Origin of the sequence: Nocardiopsis alborubida, from assembly GCF_012396365.1 — a bacterium.
In the GTDB taxonomy this organism is placed as follows: domain Bacteria; phylum Actinomycetota; class Actinomycetes; order Streptosporangiales; family Streptosporangiaceae; genus Nocardiopsis; species Nocardiopsis alborubida.
The window spans coordinates 14,920-33,801 of record NZ_JAAXPG010000036.1 but is presented as its reverse complement, the minus strand read 5'-3'; the positions used below and the strand labels follow the sequence as shown (position 1 = coordinate 33,801).

Sequence of the window (18,882 nt, the reverse complement as noted above, 5' to 3'; positions counted from 1 at the left end):
ACGCGGTCACTGGTACAGGGTTCCGGCGTTGACGACGGGGCTGGCGGGGCGGTCGGAGCACAGCACCACGAGCAGGTTGCTGACCATGGCCGCCTTGCGCTCCTCGTCCAGTTCCACCACGCCCTCCTCGGACAGTCGGGCCAGCGCGCGGTCGACCATGCCCACGGCACCCTCGACGATCTCCTGGCGGGCGGCGATCAGCGCGCTGGCCTGCTGGCGCTGGAGCATGGCCTGGGCCACCTCGGAGGCGTAGGCCAGGTGGGTGAAGCGCGACTCCACGATCCGCACGCCCGCCGCCTCGACCCGCTCGCCGACCTCTCTGGACAGCTCCTCGGTGATGAGGTCGGCGCTGCCGCGCAGGGAGCGGCTGGTGTCGGTGTCGTAGGAGTCGTAGGGGTAGTTGCCCGCGATGTGGCGCACGGCGGCCTCGGTCTGGATGGAGACGAACTCGACGAAGTCGTCCACCTCGAAGGAGGCACGGGCGGTGTCCTCCACCTGCCAGACGATGACGGCGGCGATCTCGATGGGGCTGCCGGAGGCGTCGTTGACCTTCATCACGGAGGTCTCGTGGTTGCGGATGCGGGTGGAGACGCCCTTGCGGACGGTGAAGGGGTTGACCCAGCGCAGGCCGTCGGTGCGGATGCTGCCGACGTAGCGGCCGAAGAGCTGGACGACCTTGGCCTCGTTGGGCGCGACCATCTCCATTCCGATGAAGAGCAGGAAGCCGACCACGGCGAGGACCACGCCGACGGCCACCAGGGGCACGGGCAGTCCGGCGATGGGCGAGAGGGCGACCGCGACGCCAACGAGGAAGAGCAGGACGCTGACCACCGCCATCGCCATGCCGTTGACGCTGGCGGCGGGGTGTTCTCTGTACTGGGGCGCCGGGGTGGGGGCCTGGCCGGGAGCGGTCATCTGAGGTTCCGTTCTGTTCTGGGTGATGACGCGAGCATAGCATTGTGATATCACTTTTAAAAGAAACCCGGCCCGCGAGGGCCCCGAACCGAAGGAGGCGTGGACGCGATGAGCGCCGACACCCCCCGCCTGCGCCCGCCCCGCCACCGCGTGGACGCGCGCGCCGTCCGGTGGTGGACGACCCGGTCCCTGACCGTGACGGTCGTCCTCACCGTCATCCCCGTGGTGCCCGCGATCATCTGGGAGCCGCCGCGCGCCTGGTTCCTGGCCGCCGCAGCCGTGATCGGCGGGATCGGGCTGCTGATCACCGTGGTCATGCCGCGGTGGCGCTACCGCGTCCACCGCTGGGAGGTCACCGACACGGCCGTCTACACCTCCAGCGGCTGGCTCTGGCAGGAGTGGCGTGTGGCCCCGATGTCGCGCATCCAGACCGTGGACACCGCTCGCGGTCCCCTCCAGCGGGTGTTCGGGCTCTCCAGCGTCACCGTGACCACCGCGTCGGCCGCGGGTCCGATCGAGATCGCCGGACTGGACCACGAGCTGGCCACCCGGGTGGCCGACCAGCTCACCGACACCACCCAGGCGACCCCGGGAGACGCGACATGAGCGACGGACACCGACCCGGGCCCGAGGGGTTCCCCGCGGCGCCCGGACAGAGCGACCCGGCCGGCGCCGAACCCCGGACGACTCCCGCCGAGGAGCCCTTCGCGGCCCCCGCCGGGGAACCCGCTCCCTTCGGGGAGACCGCGTCCACCGCCCCCGCCGGCGGGACCGTCCCGGCGGGGGAGCCCTCCCCCGCCACCGACTGGCAACGGCTGCACCCGCTCAGCGTGTGGGCGAGCACCGTCGTCGTCGGGCTGTTCCTCGTGCCGAGCGCGATCGTGGGCACCGTCGTGCTCGTGGTGGCCGGGCAGCCCCTGTGGGCCCTGCTGCCGGTCCCCGCCGCACTGGCGTTCATCGCGCTCATGACCTACCTCGACCTGCTGCGCCTGCGCGCGACCCGCTACCGGGTCACCGGCGAGCGCATGGAGATGCGTTCGGGCATCATCGCCAAGTCCTACCGGTCCATCCCGCGCGAGCGCGTGCGCAGCGTCGACGTGGCGGCGCCGATCTACGTGCGGGTCTTCGGGCTGTGCTCGGTCACGGTCGGCACCGGTGAGAAGGTCGGCGCCGGGGCCGACCAGCTCCAGCTGCTCTACGTCACCGCACAGCAGGGCGAGTGGCTGCGCCGCGACCTGCTGCGCCGGGGAGCGCCCGCCGCGGGCGCCGTGACCGGCACCGGCGAGGCCGCCGAGGACGGCGCGGGCGAGGACGGCGAGACCGAACTGGCCCGCCTCGACCGCCGCTGGTTCGCCTACGCCCCCGCGACCACCGCCACCCTGGGCGTGGGACTGGGCGCCATCGCCGGTCTGCTGGGCCTGAACGCCCAGACCGGCGGTGTGGGGTGGGACTGGGTCTCCGAGCAGGCCAACCTGCCCAGCGTGGAGGAGATGTCCTCGTTCGTGATGGGGCAGATCCTGATCGTGGTGCCCCTGACACTGCTGGGACTGCTGGTGTCCGGTGTGGTGGTCCTGACCGCCGTGGCCGTGGAGACCTGGTGGAACTACCGCCTCACCCGCGAGGCCGACGGAACCGTGCGGCTGCGCCGGGGCCTGCTGACGAGCGTGTCGCTGTCGGTGGAGGGGCGCCGCCTCAACGGGGTCACGCTGCACGAGCCGTACGTGCTGCGGCTGTCGGGCGGGGCGGACGTGCGCGCGGTGGCCACCGGACTGGCCGCGGCGGACGACCAGAAGACCAGCGCCAAGAGCCGCCTGTCCCCGCCCATGCCCCGGGAGCGGGCCCGCAGGCTGGCCGCCGACCTGATGCGCACGCCGGACTCGCCCCTGGACGTCGCTCTGGCCGTGCACCCCCGGAGCGCGCTGCGCCGCCGCTTCACACGGGCCGCGGTGGTCACCGTGCTGGGTGTGGTGCTCTCCGGGGCGCTGGCCTGGCTGCACACGCTGATCGCCGAGGCCTGGTGGGACGTGGTGCACGAGGTGGAGCGGGAGATCATCCTCGTGCCGCTGGCCACGAGCACGGTGGAGGTCACGCCGAGCTGGGCGTGGGCGGTGCTGGCGGCGGCGATCGCGGCGGCGGCGTTCTGGTACGCGGTGGGCTCCTACCGGGGCCTGGGCCACGGGCTGCACCCGCGCTACCTGGTGGTGCGCAAGGGGATGGCGGTGCGCGACACGGTGACCCTGGAGCGGTCGGCGGTGATCGGCTGGCGGATCAACCGCTCGCCGTTCCAGCGCAGGCTGGGCCTGGCCGACGTGGCCGCCACGACGGCGGCGGGCCAGGGGATGTACGCGGCCAGTGACGTGGGGCTGGGCCAGGGCCTGGCCTGGGCGGACGAGGCCGTCCCCGAGCTGCTGGCGCCCTTCCTGGTGTACGGCGGGCAGGGGGACGACGGCGGCCGGGGCGCCGACGGCGGGCCGCCCCTCCCCTGATCCCGGGCGGGTCCACGAGCCGCGGTCCCGGTTCGCCTCCCCCGCGCGGGGCGGGAACCGGGACCCGGTCACGGGAGTTCGGGCACCGTGTTGCGGATCGGGTCGCCGTCGACCCGCAGGCCGCTGGTGTGCGTGAGCGCCATCTCCAGGAGGGGGTAGATCTCGAACACACGCCCCATGCCCAGCGCCTCCAGCACGCGCGCGGCGATGGGCGCGGGCTCGGCCAGGACCACGTGCCGCCCCTCGCGGGTGAGGCTCTTGTAGACCGCCACGAGTGCGCTGACGCCGCTCGCGTCGAAGAAGTCGAGCCCGGACATGTCCACCACCAGGCAGTCGCACCGCGAGGCGTGCGCGGCCTGGAGCAGCCGATCGCGCATGCGGTCGGCGGTGGCGAGGTCAACCTCGCCGTGGACGGGCACCACCGTCACACCCGTACAGGGGAAACGCTCCTGGGCAGAGAACCGGGCATTCCTCGCCACTCGGGCCACCTCTCACCGGACGTAACCTTTCCACTACGCAACCGCGTACGAGATCGTAACCTCTCCAGAGAGGCCGTGGGGGGCTTTCCGTGAGAAAAACCCGCGAAATCTCGCCGATGTGACTGTAGGGACAGTCCCGTGTCACCCCGTCCGGCGGGCGACGGGACGCACTGCGCGCAGCCGCGGGTTCGTCCCCTCACTTCTCCTCTCGGACACTCCGGGCACGCCCCCGCGCGTGGCCTTCAGCGCCCGAGTGCGGTAGAAGCGGTACAGGCGGCATCCCCGCGTGCCCGCGCCCACGGGCCGGGCCCGGGGCCGACCCCAGGGACAGCCCACGAGAAGGGAGGGAGCGGCGGGCCCCGGCCGACGGCCGGAACGCTCCGCCGCGCACCCGATGACCGAAACCGCCGACACCCAGCCCGGCTGGTTCTCCCCCGAGGAGCTGGAGAACATCCGCGGCCGCATGCCCGTCCTCTACGTCCAGGCGGTCCCCGTACGGGTGGACGAGGTGGGCCAGGTGACCCATGTCGGCCTGCTCATGCGGGCCACACCCGACGGCAGCTTCCACCGCTCGGTGGTCTCGGGCCGCGTGCTCTACCACGAGCGGATCCGCGACGCCCTCCTGCGCCACCTGGAGAAGGACCTGGGCCCGGTGGCACTGCCGCGCGTCCCCGTCTCGCCGCAGCCGTTCACCGTGGCCGAGTACTTCCCCACACCGGGGACCACCCCGTTCCACGACACCCGCCAGCACGCGGTGGCGATGGCCTACATCGTCCCGGTCTCGGGCGACTGCCAGCCCCGCCAGGACGCCCTGGACCTGGTGTGGTTCACCCCGGAGGAGGCCGCCGGCGCGCACCTGCGCGAGGAGATGACGGGCGGCCAGGACGTGCTGGTGCGCCAGGCGCTGGCCCACGTGGGCCACGTCCCCTGACGCGGTGACCGGAGGGGTTCACCGGTCCGCCCCATCCGCCGTGTTCTTGTACTCGTAGCGGGGGTCGAACGCCGGCACCGGCTACAAGTACGAGACCACCGCGGGTCAGAACCCGTAGGAACCTGCGCGCCCCGGGGTGCGTAGGCTCGTCCCATGTCCGAACCGCTCGTCGCAGACGCCCTCGCCCTGGCCTCCGCCACCGACGGGTCCCGCCGTTCCGTGCTCGGCCTGGTCGGCGCACCCGCCGCCGGGAAGTCCACGCTCGCCCGCCACCTGGTGGCCGGGGTCAACGGCGTGCTGGGCCCGGGCACGGCCGGGTACCTGCCCATGGACGGCTTCCACCTGTCCAACGCCCAGCTCGACCGGCTGGGGCGGCGCGACCGCAAGGGCGCGCCGGACACCTTCGACGCGCACGGGTACGCGGCCCTGGTGCGCCGCCTGCTCGCCGAGACCGACCACCCCGTCTACGTGCCCGACTACGACCGCGTGCTGCACGAGCCCGTCGCCGCGCGGCACGTGGTCGAGCCGCACACCCGGCTGGTGGTGACCGAGGGCAACTACCTGGCGGGTGACGAGGAGCCCTGGGCCGGGCTGCGCGGGCTGTTCGCGCAGCTGTGGTACGTGGAGGCCGACGACGACCTGCGCGAGCGCAGGCTGCACCGGCGCCAGGTCGCGGGCGGGGCGACCGAGGAGGCCGCACGGGAGTGGGTGGAGCGCAGCGACCGCCCCAACGGGGAACTGGTCAAACGCTTCCGGGACAACTGCACGCGGGTGGTGCGCCCCGGGCCCCTGGCCGAGGACTGAGGTCCGTCCCGGGCGCTGTGAGATCCGGCCCCACAGAAAACCCCAGACGGACACAGAGGGAACATACGTCCACATAGTGAGACAAATGTTTCATACAGTGGCGAGCGGAGTTAGCATCCAGCCATCCGCACCCACTGACCTGGAAAGAAGTCCCATGACGGACGTCGCCCCACGCGCACCAGAAGAGGCCGAACCACCGACCAATCCCAAGAGGAGGGTCCTCACGGCCAGCCTCGTGGGGACGTCCATCGAGTTCTACGACTTCTACATCTACGCGACGGCCGCGGTCCTGGTCTTCCCCGCGCTGTTCTTCCCCGAGGGCGACATGCTGGCGGCGCGGCTCCAGTCGCTGGCCACCTTCGCCATCGCCTTCGTGGCCCGCCCCATCGGCTCCTGGGTGTTCGGCCACTTCGGCGACCGCATCGGGCGCAAGGCCACCCTGGTGGCCTCGCTGCTGACCATGGGCATCGCCACCGTCGGCATCGGCCTGCTGCCCACCTACGCGCAGGTGGGCGTCCTGGCCCCGCTGCTGCTGGCGGTGTGCCGCTTCGGCCAGGGCCTGGGCCTGGGCGGGGAGTGGGGCGGGGCGGCCCTGCTGGCCACCGAGAACGCCCCTCCCGGAAGGCGCGGCTTCTACGGCTCGTTCCCGCAGCTGGGCGCGCCGATCGGGTTCTTCCTCGCCAACGGCGTGTTCCTGATCCTGAGCCAGTTCATGAGCGACGCGACCTTCCTGGCCTGGGGCTGGCGCGTGCCGTTCCTGCTCTCGACCCTGCTGATCGTGATCGGCCTGTGGGTCCGCCTGACCCTGCACGAGACCCCGGCCTTCGCCAAGATCGTCGCCTCGGGCGAGCGGGTCAAGGCGCCGATGGTGGAGGTGTTCCGCACCAACTGGCCCGCCGTGGTGCTGGGCACGCTGATCATGCTCGCCACCTACGTGCTGTTCTACCTGATGACCGTGTTCTCGCTCGGCTTTGGCACCGACCCGGTGGCGGGCCTGGGCTACGACCGGTCGCAGTTCCTGGTGTTCTTGATGGTGGGCGTGGTGTTCTTCGGGGTGTTCACCCCCGTCGCGGGCCTGCTCGCCGACCGGTTCGGCCGCAAGCCGGTCCTGGTCTGGGTCACCGTCGCGATCATCGTCTTCGGCTTCGCCATGGGCCCGCTGATGGGCGGCGGCGGCACGGTCGGCGTGCTGGCCTTCCTCATCGTGGGGCTGAGCCTGATGGGCCTGACCTTCGGCCCGATGGCCGCCGTGCTGCCGGAGCTGTTCCCGACCAAGGTGCGCTACACCGGCGCCTCGGTGGCCTACAACCTCGCGGGTCTGCTGGGCGCCTCGTTCGCCCCCTACATCGCGACCTGGCTGGCGGGCACCCTGGGACTGAACTGGGTCGGCGGCTACCTGGTCCTGGTCGGCGCGATCACCCTGGTGGCGCTGCTGATCAGCCGTGAGACGCGCGACGACTCCCTGGACGAGACCCCGGTGCGGGTGACCGGCCGGTAGGACCAGGTCCGTCGGGGGCGGACCGGGCGAGCGCAGGCCGCCCGGCCCGCCCCTCCTCACACGATCCGGTGCGGCAGCCCGCGGCCCTCGACGAAGGCCGTCACCGTGCCCGCCCACACCTGCCGGCGCCGCTCCTGGCACTCGCGGGTGTTGGCGGCGAAGCGGGAGCTGAGCACCAGGTTGTCCAGCGGCGGGTAGGGGTTGCGCTCGCCGACCAGGTCCAGCCCCGCGCCGCGCGGGCGACCCGCGCGCAGCGCCTCCGTCAGCGCCCCCGAGTCGACGACCTCGTTGGGTGAGATGCTCACCAGGACCGCCGAGGGCTTCATCAGGGCGAGTTCCGCCGCGCCCAGCAGGCCGTGTGTCGCGGTGTCGAGCGGCAGGGTGAGGAAGACCGCGTCGGACGCCGACAGGAGCTCGTGCAGCTCCACCTGGACGGAGCCCTCGACCCGGCGCGGGCTGCGGTTGGTGTGGACGACCTCCATGCCCAGGCCGCGCACCATGCGCGCCACCCCCGCGCCGATGCCGCCCATGCCGACGATCCCCGCGGTCCCGCCCGAGAGTTCCATGGCCTGCTCCCCCGCGCACAGCAGGTCGCCCGAGCGGACGCGCGCGTGGACCGGCACGACGCTCTTGGCCACGGCCATCATGAGCGCGACGGCGTGCTCGGCCACGGCGGCGCCGGTGTACCCGGCGGTGTTGCACACGGCCACGCCGCGCTCGCGGCAGTGCTCCAGGTCCACGTACTCCACGGCCGTGGTGGTGGCCACGACCAGTTCCAGCTCGGGCAGCAGGCGCAGGTTCTCCGCGCCCAGGTCCGTGTAGGTGGTGACCAGGACCCGGGTGTCCGGGTGGCGCCGGAACTCCTCGGCCGGGTCCAGGTCGCCGTCGGCGGTCTGGACCCAGTGCGCCTCCAGCGCGCCGGACAGGTGGTCCAGGGTGTCGGTGGGAAGGGGATGCCGGTCGTTGAGCACGAGGCAGCGGACGGGCTGGGTCAAACCGTTCCTCCCGGGGTGGTGGGGTTCGTGCGCGGCCGCGGCACGGGCTCGGGCGGCGCCGCCGACGCGGTCCGCGCCTGGCCGGTGTCTCCGGCGCGCCCGGCGCGGGCCTCGCCGGGCGGGTCCGCGGGCACGCCGACCGGGCGTTCAGGGCCGGGGAGCCGACGCGTCGCCCAGGACCTCCTCGACTCCCTTGTAGCGCTTCCAGGCCAGGCCGCGCAGGAACTCCCCGGCGTTCTCGCCGTGGGCCTCCCAGACGTCGGGGGCCCACTCCTGCTCCAGATTGCGCCAGCCGGTCAGGGGATACAGGTGCTGGAAGGGCGGCGGCGGGGGCATCTCCGCCGCCACGCGCTCGGCCAGGGAGGCCAGCCGGGGGCGGTCGACCTCCCCGACCAGGGCCAGGGCCTCGGCCAGGTCGGTGTTGCCGCCGCCCAGGCCGTACCCGTTGAGCGAGCCGTCCACGAGGTCGAAACCCGCCTCCAGCGCGATCCGGGAGTTGGCGACCGCGTGGCCGAGGTTGTCGTGGCCGTGGAAGCCCGCCAGACCGGGCCAGGCGGCCCGCACCCCGGCGAAGAGCTCGGCGGCGTGCTCGGGCACAAGGGCGCCCCGCGAGTCGGCCAGGTAGAGCCAGTCGGCGACGCCCGCCCGGGCGACGCGCTCGGCCGCGGCGGCCAGCTCTCCGGGTTCGTGTGCGGTGACGCTGATGAGGTTGAGCGAGCAGGTGACGCCGGTGGCGCGCACGGCCTCCGCCGCGGCGAGCACGTGCTCCAGCCTCTCCACGGGACAGGTCAGGCGGACCACGTCGAGGACCTCGGCGCGGGGCCGCAGCAGGGCTGCGACCTCGTCCGGGCTCCTGCCGTTCACACCGAGCATGGCGACCACACGGGCTCGTCCGGCGTCCTCGCCGACCTGGCGCAGCAGGTCGGGCGTGCATCGGAGCGTGGGTTCGCGCCCGGGGTCGTCGCTGATGTAGCCGACCTCCACGTAGGGCACGCCCACCTCGCCGAGGACCTTGGCGTGCTCGCGCACGGTGGCGTCGGTGAAGCGCCAGTCGTTGAGGTAGCCGCCGTCGCGCAGGGTGACGTCCAGGATCCGGGGTCGCCGGGGTCGGGCGGCGGTGTGTCGAGCGGGCAAGCTGTGCCTCCTGACAGGCGCCGGACATTCACCCTAAGTAAGTTGACCGTTACCCGCAGGAATCAAACATTCGGCCTCGGCCGGACACGGACCCGGGCCCGCGCCCCTCCGGCCCGGTAGGGCCCTCCCGGCCGCTTGCGCCGGTCGCGCCGCAGGAACAGCGAGGGGTGGAGCGGCCCGGCCCCGCGCGCCGCTCAGTCGGCGGGACGGTGCAGCAGGAACGCCCCGGCGTAGACGGGCCGGTCCGAGCGCTGGCCGTCGGTGGCCACGTACTCGTCCAGGACGGCGAGGACGCGGCGGTCCAGCTCCGCCACCTCCTCGTCGGACAGGTGCAGCACGAAGCGCGAGTAGGTGCGCACCGACTCCGGTCCGGCCTCGCTCAGCTCCTGCTGGAAGGCCTCCACCGGCGCGACGGCGGAACCGGTGTCGGTGTCCAGGAGGGGCCCGTCCAGCCACCAGGTCTCCCCTGTGGCGCGGTAGGGCTTCTCCAGCGCGCCGCTGGTTCCGGTGCGCACGGGCGCGGGCAGCAGCAGGCCCGCGTCCACGAGCTGGCGGACGTGGTAGAGGACCGTGCCCGGGGTGACCTCCAGGCGGTCGGCCAACTCCTTGTTGGTGAGCTCCCTGGTCAGGCAGAGCCGCAGGATGCGCACCCGCAGCGGGTGGGCCAGGGCCTTGGCCTCCTGGACCGTGGCCGGTCGTCGCGTGCGCGGGCGGGGCGCGGTCCCGCTCTGTTCCGGTTCTGCCATGAGCCGAGGGTAACAACGGCCGGGTCCCGGTCGATCTTCGAGGAATCGATTGGCTTTTCTCAATCGATCTGCCATTCTCGATCACATGACGGACGACGCCCCCCTGCACGCCGCTCCCCCGCCGGTACCGCGCCCCGCTCCGCTGGGGGCCGCCTTCTGGAACCTGTGGACCTCCTCGGCCCTGTCCAACCTCGCCGACGGCGTCCTGAAGACGGCGCTGCCGCTGGTGGCGCTGCGCTTCACCGACTCCCCCGCCCTCATCGCCGGGGTGACCCTCGCGCTGACCCTTCCGTGGCTGTTCTTCGCGCTCCCGGCGGGCGCCCTGGCCGACCGGCTCGACCGGCGCCGGACGATGCTCTGCGCCAATCTCGCCCGGGCGCTGCTGCTCGGCGTCCTGGCGCTGTCCCTGGCCCTGGACCTGGGGTCGGTCTGGCTGCTCTACGCGGTGGCGCTGTGCGTCGGGGTCACCGAGACCCTCTACGACACCTCGGCCCAGTCGATCCTGCCCCAGGTGGTCGGCCGCGGCCGGCTCCCCCGGGCCAACGGGCGGCTGCACGCCGCCGAGCTGACCGCGAACCAGTTCCTCGGGCCTCCCCTGGGCGGCCTTCTGGTGGCGGTGGGCACGGCCGCGGCGTTCACCGCACCGGCGGCGCTGTGGCTGGTCGCGGTGGGCGCGCTGCTGCTGGTACGCGGCCGGTTCCGGCCCGAGCGGGCCGCGCCCGCCACCCTGCGCGCCGACATCGCCGAGGGACTGCGCTTCCTGTGGCGCGACCGGATCCTGCGCTCGTTCGCGGCGATGGTGGGCGTCAGCAACTTCGGCACGAGTGCGGCCTTCACCGTCTTCGTCCTCTTCGCGGTGGGCCCGGGCTCGGCCATGGGCCTGTCCGAGCCCGCCTACGGACTGCTCATGACCGCCGTCGCGGCGGGCAGCGTGGTCGGCGCCCTGTGCGCCGGGCGGGTCGAGGCCCTGCTGGGGCGGTCCTGGTCGTTGCGGATCAGCGTGCTCACCTTCGCCGTGCTCGTCGGCCTGCCCGCGGTGACCGCCGGTCCCGTCCTGGTCGCGGCCGGCTTCTTCGTGGGCGGAGTGGGGATCGCGGTGTGGAACGTCATCACGGTGTCGCTGCGCCAGCGGATCACCCCCGACCCCCTGCTCGGCCGGGTGAACAGCGCCTACCGGCTGCTGGCCTGGGGCACCATGCCGCTGGGCGCCGCGGCGGGCGGCCTCGTCGCGGAGTTCCTCGGCCTGACCTGGGTGTTCGCGACCATGGGTCTGCTGTCTCTGGGTCTGCTCATCGGGCTGGCCCGGCTGGACGACGCCGCCCTGGCCGCCGCGGAGCACCGGGCCGACGAGGACCGAGGGGCCGACGGGGACCGAGGGGCCGACGGGGACCGAGGGGCCGACGGGGACCGAGGGGCCGACGGGGACCGAGGGGCCGACGGGGACCGAGGGGCCGACGGGGACCGAGGGGCCGACGGGGACCGAGGGGCCGACGGGGACCGTTGAAAAGCGGTGGACTCCCCCGGCCGCGCCGTGAAGCATGGGGGACCATGACCCCACCCGAAGAAGAGGTGCTGGAGGGCGGCAACGTCGCCGACCAGGTGGTGCGCGTGGGCCGGACCGTGCGCAAACCGTGGCGGCGCTCCTCCCCCTCCGTGCTGCTCCTGCTCGAATACCTGCACGTGCGCGGCTACGAGGCGTCCCCTCCCCCGCTCGGCAGGGACGAGCGCGGCCGCCAGGTGCTCGGGTACGTGCCGGGGACGATGGCGGACCGGATGGCGCCGATGACGCCGGGGGATCTGCGTCGACTGGGCGGAACGATCCGCCGTCTCCACGACCTGACCGCCGGGTACCGGCCCCACGGGGAACCGGTGTGGGAGGTGCCCATCCCGCACGAGCGCGAGGAGCTCGTCTGCCACAACGACCTGGCGCCGTGGAACCTGGTGCGCGACGGCGACGCCTGGACCTTCGTGGACTGGGACGGCGCCGGACCGGGCACGCGCATGGGCGACCTCGGATACGCCGCGCACGGGTTCGTGCCGCTGCACGAGGGCGGGGACCCCCGGCGCGACGCGCGGCGGCTGCGCGCCCTGGCCGACGGGTACGGGTGCGACGGGGACCAGCGCCGTGAGCTGCCCGACGCGGTCCTGCAACGCGTGCGCGGCATGTACGACCTGCTGACGGAGGGGGCCCGGACAGGCGAGCAGCCGTGGGCGCGCCTGCACGCGGAGGGGCACGCCGACCACTGGGGACCGGCGTCGGAGTACGTCGAGCGCAACCGCGGGATGTGGCGGGAGGTCCTGCTGCGCTAGCGGTCCGGCCGGAGAAGTCACCGGTGGGGCCGGAGGCGTCCAAACACGGATGGTCCTGTACCTGTGGCGAGGTTGGAGCGCCGAGGCGCGCTGTAGGCACAAGATCACGGCGGAGGGGGAGGTCCCGGTGCACCTCTCCGGTCACCGCGTCAGAAGGCGGTCCACACGAAGGCCGCTGAGATCGGGTGGCCCCGGAACCTCTCCCACTTGGGCTTGGCCGCCACCCAGGTGTCGTCCACGGTGCCCTCCGACATCTCGGCCAGCCGCCATCCGGCCGCCGAGGCGGCGCGCACGTGGTCGCTGATGAGGTGGACGTGGGTGGCGATGGCGATGTCCTCGCCGGAGGCGTCGGTGTAGTGGGTCGGCATCCCCGAGACCATCGAGAACTGCGGGTGGTAGGCGACCAGTACGCAGGTCCCCCCGGGCCGGACCAGCCGCCGGGCCTCGGCGTAGAAGGGCCCCAGGTCCGGCAGGTGCTCGTCGATCAGGGAGGCGATGACCAGGTCGTAGGCTGCGCCGGGCAGTCCGGTGTCGCGCACGTCGCCCCGGGTGAGGCTGTCGTGGGCGCCGCGTTTCTCGGCCAGCGCCAGCATGCCGGAGCTGAGGTCGACGCCGTCCACCCGCCCGACCTCGCGGCCGCGCAGCCACGAGCCGGTGCGCCCTGTGCCGCAGCCCAGGTCGGCGGCGCGGGCGACGGCCGACCAGTCGGGCACGGTGAGGCCGTCCAGGAGGGCGAGGTCCATGGCGTCCAGGACGGAGCCCTCGTAGGTGCTGGACCAGCCGTCGTAGCCGGTGGCCACGTCGACGGTGCGGTAGTGGCGGGTGTCGAAGTCCGTGAAGTCGGGCATGGGGGCGATTATGGTGTTGTCGGTCTGGGGGAGGCGAACCCTTTTCGGGCGCGCCCGCCGCCGGGAAAACCGGTTGCCGCCGCCGTGGGAGGGCTCCTAGGTTGGTCGCCATGTGCTGCTTCCAGGCGATCACCCGCCGGGCCCACGCCTGGCCGGTGAGCTGCCACACCCACGTCGTCCGGCCCCGGTCCCCGCGCCCGGGCCGGTAGTCCGCCGCCGCGGACCCCGCCCACGGGGTCCGTCCGGCCCGCCGGAAGCCTCCGCCGTCCGCGTCGCGCGCGTGTCCCCGACCGCGCGCCGACGGCGCGGCGGCAACCGCGGACGACACCTCTTCTCCCGTGTGACCCTCCGGTCCAGGCACAGTCGCGTCCCTTCTTCCCTCGGACGGGCCGCCCGGACCTCCTCTTCGCTGTCGCGCGCCGCGTGGCGCGCCCGTCCGTGCCGCCCGTCCTCGTCGGCCACCGCAGGGTGGCTGGAACGGACCTTCCGTGGCACGTACCGAACGTTCTCCCCGCACGGGTGCCGGTGACGACCGGCGCCGCCTCTCCCAGAACTTCCTGGCCGACCCCGGCACGGCCCGCCGCGTGGTGGCGGTGTCCGGTGTCGGCCCCGCCGACCTGGTGGTGGAGGTGGGACCGGGTGAGGGCGCCCTCACCCGCTTCCTCGCCCCGGCCTCCCGCGGGGTCCTGGCCTACGAGATCGACCCGCGCCTGGCCGAGCGGCTCTCCGCGCGCTACCGCGACCCCGGGAGCGGGGTGCGGGTGGTGCGGGCCGACTTCACCCGGGTGCGCCCGCCGCGGGGCGAGTTCCACCTGGTGGGCAACATCCCCTACGCGCGCACCGCGGACATCGTGCGCTGGTGCCTGGGCGCGCGGGGCCTGGCCTCGGCCACGCTCGTCACCCAGCTGGAGTACGCGCGCAAGCGCACCGGCGGGTTCGGTCGGTGGAGCCGGTTGACCGTGCTGACCTGGCCGGAGTGGTCGTGGTCGCTGGCCGGGCGGATCGACCGGCGGCGGTTCCGGCCGGTGCCGCGGGTGGATGCGGGCATCCTGGTGCTGCGCAGGCGCCGAACGCCCCTGGTGGACCCGGGGCGGATGAGCGGCTACCGGCGCCTGGTGGATCTGGGCTTCGGGGGCGCGGGCGGGTCGCTGGGGGCGTCGCTGCGCCGCGCCCATCCCGCCCGGCGGATGGACCGGGCGCTGGCCCGCGCTGGGGTCGCGGCGGGTACCCCCGTCGGGCACGTGGATCCGAAGCAGTGGCTGGAGGTCTTCCGGGCGCTGGAGGGCTGAGGCCGCACGTCACGCGACCGCCACGCGCACGCCCGGCCGCGTCGGGCGGACGGGCGTCCGACACGGGTACGTTTCGCCCTATTCTGGGCGCATGCGCACCCCTCTTCTGCTTCCCCTGTCACTCGTCCTCGTGCTGCCCGTGCTCGGATGCGCGGCGCAGGAGTCGTCGCGGGTCTTCGACGAGTCGTACCGCGTCGCCCACCCCGTGGGCGCCTACGAGCACGAGTTCTTCGGAGAGGCCGACGTCGTCTACACCGTGGACGACGTCTCCTTCTCCGGAGACGGTCGGGCGGACTTCACCCTGGAGGTGGAGGTGCCGGACCTGGGACGGGTGCTCGGTTTCGGCGAGTTCGAGACCGTGTGCGAGGCGGGAGGAGCCGAGACGGCCGCCGAGGGCGAGATCACCCTCGGTGAGACCGAGGCGGGCTCCTACGCCTTCCCGATGGAGTGCGACGTCGCGCCCGGGAGCGAGGAGCTGCGGATCGTCGTCCGCCACGACGGCGAGGAGATGGTGTTCACCGGGCCGGTCGGCTGACCGGCCCGGTCCCCTCAGCCCAGGAAGTCCAGGAGGGCGGCGGTCAGCTCGGCCGGTGCGTCCTCCTGGGCGAGGTGTCCGGCCCCGGGCAGGACGCGCAACCGCGCCCCGGGGATCGCGGCGGCGAGCCGTCGGCCGCGGTCCAGGGGCAGCCAGGTGTCCTCCTCGCCCCACACCACCAGCACCGGCAGGTCGAGGTCGGCGTAGGAGTCCTCGACCTCGGCGGTGTGGCGCTCGTCGGCCTGGGCGATCTGCCGGTAGAACGCGGGCTGGCCGTCCGCCCCGAGCCAGGGGCGCACGAGCGCGTCCAGGACGGCGGTCCGGAGCTCGCGGTGCGCGGCGGAGGAGACGTAGGCGCGCACCAGCGCCTCGTGCAGGTGCGGGGGCAGCGCGGCGAACACGCCGGCGTTGGCGTTGACGAGGCGGAAGAAGTCGCTGCCCCAGGGGCGGACGCTGACGGCGTCGACCAGGGCCAGGCGGTCGTAGGCCGCCCCGTCCAGGACGGCCGAGCGCAGGGCCACGGCACCGCCGAAGTCGTGCGCCACCACGGCGGGGCGCTCCAGCCCCCAGTGGTCGAGCAGGGCGGTGAACGCGGCCTGCTGTGCGGCCAGCGACACGTCCTGCCCCTCGTGCTTGGCCGAGGCCCCGTAGCCGGGCATGTCCCACACGTGGACGGTGTACCGGGCGCTCAGGGCGCGGGCGACGTGACGCCAGACGCGGGAGGAGAAGGGCGTGCCGTGCATGAGCACGACAGGGTCCCCGTCCCCGAACCGGGCCCAGCGCACGGTTCCGTTGTGCGCCTCGAAGCTCTGGTCGAGTGTCCAGGCGTCCTCGCTCATGGGCGGCCTTTCCGTCGTGGGGTCGCGGGCCGTACCGAGGGTAGGGCGCCGCGGTGACGTTCCGGCGTTCCCGGGCGGGCCGCGCGAGAACACGCCACCGCGCCCCCGCCCGGGCGGCTACACCCGCAGGACGGCGAAGCACTCCCCCGGCACGGTGACGGTGGTCCCCGTGGTCCTGGGCTCACCGTTGGCGAGCAGGAGTTCGCGCGGGGCCGCGTCCAACTCCACCCCGGCGCCGTCGGCGTCCAGGTTGCACACCACCCGCAGGCTTCCCCGGACCAGGACGAGCTGGCGTCCGCCCCCGCTCACCTCGACCGCGAAGCGGTCCAGGCGCGGGTCGGCCAGCTCCGGTTCCACGCGCCGCAGGGCGATGAGCGCCCGGTAGGTGTCCAGGACCAGCCCGTGCGGTTCGCGTCCGGGCTGGGACCAGTCCAGGACCGCGCCGTCGCGGGTGGCCGGGTCCATGGGGTCGGGGATCTCCTCCTCGGCCCACCCCAGGGCGGCGAACTCGCGGCGGCGGCCCTCACGCACGCCCCTGACCAGGTCGGGGTCGGTGAAGGAGGCGAAGAACGGCCAGGGCGTGGTGGCCGCCCACTCCTCCCCCATGAAGATCATGGGGGTGTAGGGGGAGCAGAGCACGAGCGCGGCGCCGCAGGCGAGCAGGCCCGGAGACAGGTGTTCGCCCATGCGGTCGCCCCGCGCGCGGTTGCCGATCTGGTCGTGCGTGCTCAGGTAGGCCAGGAAGCGGCTGCCGGGGACGCGCGCGGTGTCCACGGGAGCGCCGTGGGTGCGGCCGCGGAAGCTGGACCGGGTGCCCGCGTGCCAGAACACGCGGGTGAGCGCGGCGGGCAGTGCCCCGGGGTCGGCGAAGTCGGCGTAGTAGCCGTGGGTCTCCCCGGTGAGGGCGACGTGCAGGGCGTGGTGGAGGTCGTCGGACCACTGGGCCGTCATGCCCAGGCCGCCCGCCTCGCGGGGCAGGACGGTGCGGGGGTCGTTGCGGTCGGACTCGGCGACGAGGGACAGCGGTCGGCCCAGGGCGGCGGCGAGGGCGTCGACCTCCTCGGCGAGTTCGGCCAGCAGCGGGGTGGCGCGGTCGTCGCGCAGGGCGTGCACGGCGTCCAGGCGCAGTCCGTCCAGGTGGTAGTGGCGCAGCCAGTCCAGGGCGTTGTCCAGGACCGTGCGGCGGACCGGGTCGGAGTCGGGCCCGTCCAGGTTGAGGGAGGGGCCCCAGGCGTTCTCGCCGGAGAAGTAGGGGCCGAAGCGGGGCATGTAGGCGCCCGAGGGTCCCAGGTGGTTGTAGACCACGTCCAGCAGGACGGCCAGGCCGCGGCGGTGGCAGGCGTCGACGAGGGCCTTGAGGGCGTCGGGACCGCCGTAGGGGTCGTGGACGGCCGCCCACAGGACCCCGTCGTAGCCCCAGCCGTGGGTGCCGTCGAAGGCGTTGACCGGCATGAGTTCGACGTGGGTGACGCCGAGGCCGACCAGGTGGTCGAGGTGGTCGGCGACGGCGGCGAAGGTGCCCTGGGGGGTGAAGGTGCCCACGTGGAGTTCGTAGACGACGGCGCCCGCGAGGGGGCGTCCGGTCCAGGCGGCGTCGGTCCAGTCGAAGGCGGCGTGGTCGTGGACGCGGCTGGGTCCGTGGACGCCGTGGGGCTGGTGGAGCGAGCGGGGGTCGGGCAGGGGCTGGGGGTCGTCGTCCAGGAGGTAGGCGTACTCGGTGCCGGGTCCGGCGTCTGCGACCCGGACGCGCCACCAGCCGTCGTCGTCGAGCCGCATGGCGACGTCGCGCTCCCCCGTGCTCCCGTGCTCCGCGGTGCCGTACAGGCGCAGGCGGACGCGTTCGCGGTGGGGCGCCCACACGGCGAAGTCGCCGCGGGCGCCGACCCCCGGGACGGCGGGGGCGGCGAGGGCGTCGGACGTGGTCGGGGTCGTCTGGGCTTCGCTCACGGAGGGTGGTCTACCCGGCTCCCGCGTCCGTCACCCGCGGCTGTCGGTGTTGCCCGGACCCGCCCGTTTCGCTCAGCGGCGCGGGCGGTAGGCGTGCAGGCGCACCGACGCCGTGACTTCCGTCGGTTCGGGCAGGGCGGCGATGCGGGCCCGCAGGTCCCCGGCGTCGATGTGGCGGGCGCTGGGCCCCATACCGACGACGGTCGCGGCGTCGGCGTGGTCCAGGTCCATGGTGAAGCGCAGGTCCTCGGTCCCGGCGGGGGCGAAGTGTCCGTGCAGCGCGTCGGCGAGGCGCTCGTCCTTGCGCGGGTCCACCTCCAGCAGGCCCAGCGGCCCGCGCAGTTCGGCGAGGTGGTCGGCGGCGGGGGCGAGGACCAGCAGCACCCCGTCGGCGTGCAGGACGCGGTGGAACTCGGCGGCGTTGCGCGGCGCGAACACGTTGAGCAGGGCGTCCGCGGAGCCGTCGCGCAGCGGCAGGCCCCGCCAGGCGTCGGCGGTCACGGCGCCGCCTCGCTCGTGCGCCCTGGCCGCCTTGCGGGCGGCGAACTTGGAGGCGTCGGCGGTCAGCCCCACGGCACCGGGCAGGGCCTCCAGCACGCGGGTCAGGTGGTGTCCGGTCCCGCCGCCGATGTCGGCGACCAGCGGCGCGGACGCGGTGAGCTCGCGGGCCAGGGCGGCGGCCAGCGCGTCGGAGATCGGGTCGTGGTGCCCCGCCTCCTGGAACCGGAGGCGGTCGGCGACCATCTCCCGGCTGTCACCCGTCCCCGGCGGCGTGGCCCCGGTGAGCAGGCTCGCGTACCCCTCCCGGGCCACGTTGAAGCTATGCCCGGCGCCGCAGGAGAGCCCGCGCTCGCCCTGGTCGAGCCCGCGTCCGCAGGAGGGGCAGGCCAGGGCCGCCGCGACGGCCGCGGGCATGCGGAGTCGGGGACCGGTGGTGTGTGGGGTGTTCGTGCGCGCCATGATCGCGGCAAGCCTACCCGCGCTCCGGCCAGGTCGGGGCGCCGCGCCGCGACGCCCCGGCCCCTCCGGTCCGGTCTCCTCCGGCCGCTCCGTGCCGCTGTGCGGCGCGGACCGTCCTCCCGGTGGACGGCGGTCCCCTGCCTGCGGCGGCACCGCACCGCCCGCC

At 74.0% G+C, this 18,882-nt stretch carries 18 protein-coding genes; 9 read left to right on the top strand and 9 right to left on the bottom strand.

All coding sequences use genetic code 11. From position 1 onward, the window contains the following. Positions 1–6 precede the first annotated feature (6 nt). Complete coding sequence (locus HGB44_RS27580; RefSeq protein WP_061080883.1) at positions 7–915, bottom strand: SPFH domain-containing protein; 909 nt, start codon at positions 913–915, stop codon at positions 7–9. 108 nt (positions 916–1,023) lie between these two features. Between HGB44_RS27580 and HGB44_RS27575 the strand changes: the two genes are divergently transcribed. Both HGB44_RS27575 and HGB44_RS27570 read left to right on the top strand, forming a co-directional pair. Continuing rightward, positions 1,024–1,521, top strand: coding sequence for a PH domain-containing protein (locus HGB44_RS27575; protein ID WP_061080884.1), 498 nt, complete (start codon positions 1,024–1,026; stop codon positions 1,519–1,521). Further along, positions 1,518–3,401 (top strand): PH domain-containing protein, encoded by a 1,884-nt coding sequence (locus HGB44_RS27570; RefSeq protein WP_061080885.1) that lies wholly within the window; start codon positions 1,518–1,520, stop codon positions 3,399–3,401. Before HGB44_RS27575 ends, HGB44_RS27570 begins: the two co-directional genes overlap by 4 nt. 68 nt (positions 3,402–3,469) lie before the next feature. Here the strand turns inward: HGB44_RS27570 and HGB44_RS27565 are convergent, their stop codons facing one another. Beyond that, positions 3,470–3,829 carry an STAS domain-containing protein gene (locus tag HGB44_RS27565; protein ID WP_061080886.1) on the bottom strand — a complete coding sequence of 120 codons (360 nt, stop codon included), beginning with the start codon at positions 3,827–3,829 and terminating at the stop codon, positions 3,470–3,472. Positions 3,830–4,274: 445 nt separating this feature from the next. Here HGB44_RS27565 and HGB44_RS27560 point away from each other — a divergent pair, with 445 nt between their 5' ends. From HGB44_RS27560 to HGB44_RS27550, 3 genes are all read left to right on the top strand, one after another. Beyond that, the gene (locus tag HGB44_RS27560) at positions 4,275–4,811 is read left to right on the top strand and encodes an NUDIX hydrolase family protein (protein WP_061080887.1); all 537 of its coding nucleotides are present in this window, start codon (positions 4,275–4,277) and stop codon (positions 4,809–4,811) included. A 153-nt stretch (positions 4,812–4,964) separates the two neighbouring features. Beyond that, positions 4,965–5,615 (top strand): nucleoside/nucleotide kinase family protein, encoded by a 651-nt coding sequence (locus HGB44_RS27555; protein WP_061080888.1) that lies wholly within the window; start codon positions 4,965–4,967, stop codon positions 5,613–5,615. Between the two features lie 154 nt (positions 5,616–5,769). Further along, positions 5,770–7,113 (top strand): MFS transporter, encoded by a 1,344-nt coding sequence (locus HGB44_RS27550; RefSeq protein WP_210752250.1) that lies wholly within the window; start codon positions 5,770–5,772, stop codon positions 7,111–7,113. Between the two features lie 56 nt (positions 7,114–7,169). Here the strand turns inward: HGB44_RS27550 and HGB44_RS27545 are convergent, their stop codons facing one another. The 3 genes from HGB44_RS27545 to HGB44_RS27535 all read right to left on the bottom strand — a co-directional run bounded on the left by HGB44_RS27545 (position 7,170) and on the right by HGB44_RS27535 (position 9,988). Continuing rightward, positions 7,170–8,108, bottom strand: coding sequence for a 2-hydroxyacid dehydrogenase (locus HGB44_RS27545; RefSeq protein WP_210752249.1), 939 nt, complete (start codon positions 8,106–8,108; stop codon positions 7,170–7,172). Between the two features lie 147 nt (positions 8,109–8,255). Next, complete coding sequence (locus tag HGB44_RS27540) at positions 8,256–9,242, bottom strand: beta/alpha barrel domain-containing protein (protein ID WP_061080890.1); 987 nt, start codon at positions 9,240–9,242, stop codon at positions 8,256–8,258. 194 nt (positions 9,243–9,436) lie between these two features. Then, positions 9,437–9,988 carry an ArsR/SmtB family transcription factor gene (locus HGB44_RS27535; RefSeq protein WP_061080891.1) on the bottom strand — a complete coding sequence of 184 codons (552 nt, stop codon included), beginning with the start codon at positions 9,986–9,988 and terminating at the stop codon, positions 9,437–9,439. An 85-nt stretch (positions 9,989–10,073) separates the two neighbouring features. On the opposite strand from HGB44_RS27535, the gene HGB44_RS27530 reads away from it, so the two are divergent. Beyond that, positions 10,074–11,492, top strand: a complete 1,419-nt coding sequence (locus HGB44_RS27530) for an MFS transporter (protein ID WP_233458928.1) — start codon at positions 10,074–10,076, stop codon at positions 11,490–11,492. A 44-nt stretch (positions 11,493–11,536) separates the two neighbouring features. After that, a complete protein-coding gene (locus HGB44_RS27520; protein ID WP_061080898.1) occupies positions 11,537–12,298 on the top strand; it encodes a phosphotransferase in 762 nt (253 codons plus the stop codon). A 149-nt stretch (positions 12,299–12,447) separates the two neighbouring features. On the opposite strand, the gene HGB44_RS27515 is transcribed toward HGB44_RS27520, so the two are convergent. Beyond that, a complete protein-coding gene (locus HGB44_RS27515) occupies positions 12,448–13,146 on the bottom strand; it encodes a class I SAM-dependent DNA methyltransferase (protein WP_061080899.1) in 699 nt (232 codons plus the stop codon). 488 nt (positions 13,147–13,634) lie between these two features. Between HGB44_RS27515 and erm the strand changes: the two genes are divergently transcribed. Both erm and HGB44_RS27505 read left to right on the top strand, forming a co-directional pair. Then, the gene (gene erm / locus HGB44_RS27510) at positions 13,635–14,435 is read left to right on the top strand and encodes an ErmE/ErmH/ErmO/ErmR family 23S rRNA (adenine(2058)-N(6))-methyltransferase (RefSeq protein ID WP_061080900.1); all 801 of its coding nucleotides are present in this window, start codon (positions 13,635–13,637) and stop codon (positions 14,433–14,435) included. Positions 14,436–14,526: 91 nt separating this feature from the next. Then, positions 14,527–14,970, top strand: a complete 444-nt coding sequence (locus HGB44_RS27505; protein WP_061080901.1) for a hypothetical protein — start codon at positions 14,527–14,529, stop codon at positions 14,968–14,970. A gap of 14 nt (positions 14,971–14,984) precedes the next feature. Here the strand turns inward: HGB44_RS27505 and HGB44_RS27500 are convergent, their stop codons facing one another. The 3 genes from HGB44_RS27500 to HGB44_RS27490 all read right to left on the bottom strand — a co-directional run bounded on the left by HGB44_RS27500 (position 14,985) and on the right by HGB44_RS27490 (position 18,716). Beyond that, positions 14,985–15,809, bottom strand: a complete 825-nt coding sequence (locus HGB44_RS27500) for an alpha/beta fold hydrolase (protein WP_061080902.1) — start codon at positions 15,807–15,809, stop codon at positions 14,985–14,987. A 117-nt stretch (positions 15,810–15,926) separates the two neighbouring features. Further along, a complete protein-coding gene (gene treZ / locus HGB44_RS27495) occupies positions 15,927–17,756 on the bottom strand; it encodes a malto-oligosyltrehalose trehalohydrolase (protein ID WP_168444175.1) in 1,830 nt (609 codons plus the stop codon). Between the two features lie 72 nt (positions 17,757–17,828). Further along, the gene (locus HGB44_RS27490; RefSeq protein ID WP_061083524.1) at positions 17,829–18,716 is read right to left on the bottom strand and encodes a putative RNA methyltransferase; all 888 of its coding nucleotides are present in this window, start codon (positions 18,714–18,716) and stop codon (positions 17,829–17,831) included. Between the last annotated feature and the right edge of the window lie 166 nt (positions 18,717–18,882).

Bases quoted from the DNA above. Each gene is read 5' to 3' on its own strand.
- HGB44_RS27580 (WP_061080883.1), bottom strand. From the start codon at position 915: ATGACCGCTCCCGGCCAGGCCCCCACCCCGGCGCCCCAGTACAGAGAA.
- HGB44_RS27575 (WP_061080884.1), top strand. From the start codon at position 1,024: ATGAGCGCCGACACCCCCCGCCTGCGCCCGCCCCGCCACCGCGTGGAC.
- HGB44_RS27570 (WP_061080885.1), top strand. From the start codon at position 1,518: ATGAGCGACGGACACCGACCCGGGCCCGAGGGGTTCCCCGCGGCGCCC.
- HGB44_RS27560 (WP_061080887.1), top strand. From the start codon at position 4,275: ATGACCGAAACCGCCGACACCCAGCCCGGCTGGTTCTCCCCCGAGGAG.
- HGB44_RS27555 (WP_061080888.1), top strand. From the start codon at position 4,965: ATGTCCGAACCGCTCGTCGCAGACGCCCTCGCCCTGGCCTCCGCCACC.
- HGB44_RS27550 (WP_210752250.1), top strand. From the start codon at position 5,770: ATGACGGACGTCGCCCCACGCGCACCAGAAGAGGCCGAACCACCGACC.
- HGB44_RS27535 (WP_061080891.1), bottom strand. From the start codon at position 9,988: ATGGCAGAACCGGAACAGAGCGGGACCGCGCCCCGCCCGCGCACGCGA.
- HGB44_RS27530 (WP_233458928.1), top strand. From the start codon at position 10,074: ATGACGGACGACGCCCCCCTGCACGCCGCTCCCCCGCCGGTACCGCGC.
- HGB44_RS27520 (WP_061080898.1), top strand. From the start codon at position 11,537: ATGACCCCACCCGAAGAAGAGGTGCTGGAGGGCGGCAACGTCGCCGAC.
- HGB44_RS27515 (WP_061080899.1), bottom strand. From the start codon at position 13,146: ATGCCCGACTTCACGGACTTCGACACCCGCCACTACCGCACCGTCGAC.
- HGB44_RS27505 (WP_061080901.1), top strand. From the start codon at position 14,527: ATGCGCACCCCTCTTCTGCTTCCCCTGTCACTCGTCCTCGTGCTGCCC.
- HGB44_RS27500 (WP_061080902.1), bottom strand. From the start codon at position 15,809: ATGAGCGAGGACGCCTGGACACTCGACCAGAGCTTCGAGGCGCACAAC.
- HGB44_RS27490 (WP_061083524.1), bottom strand. From the start codon at position 18,716: ATGGCGCGCACGAACACCCCACACACCACCGGTCCCCGACTCCGCATG.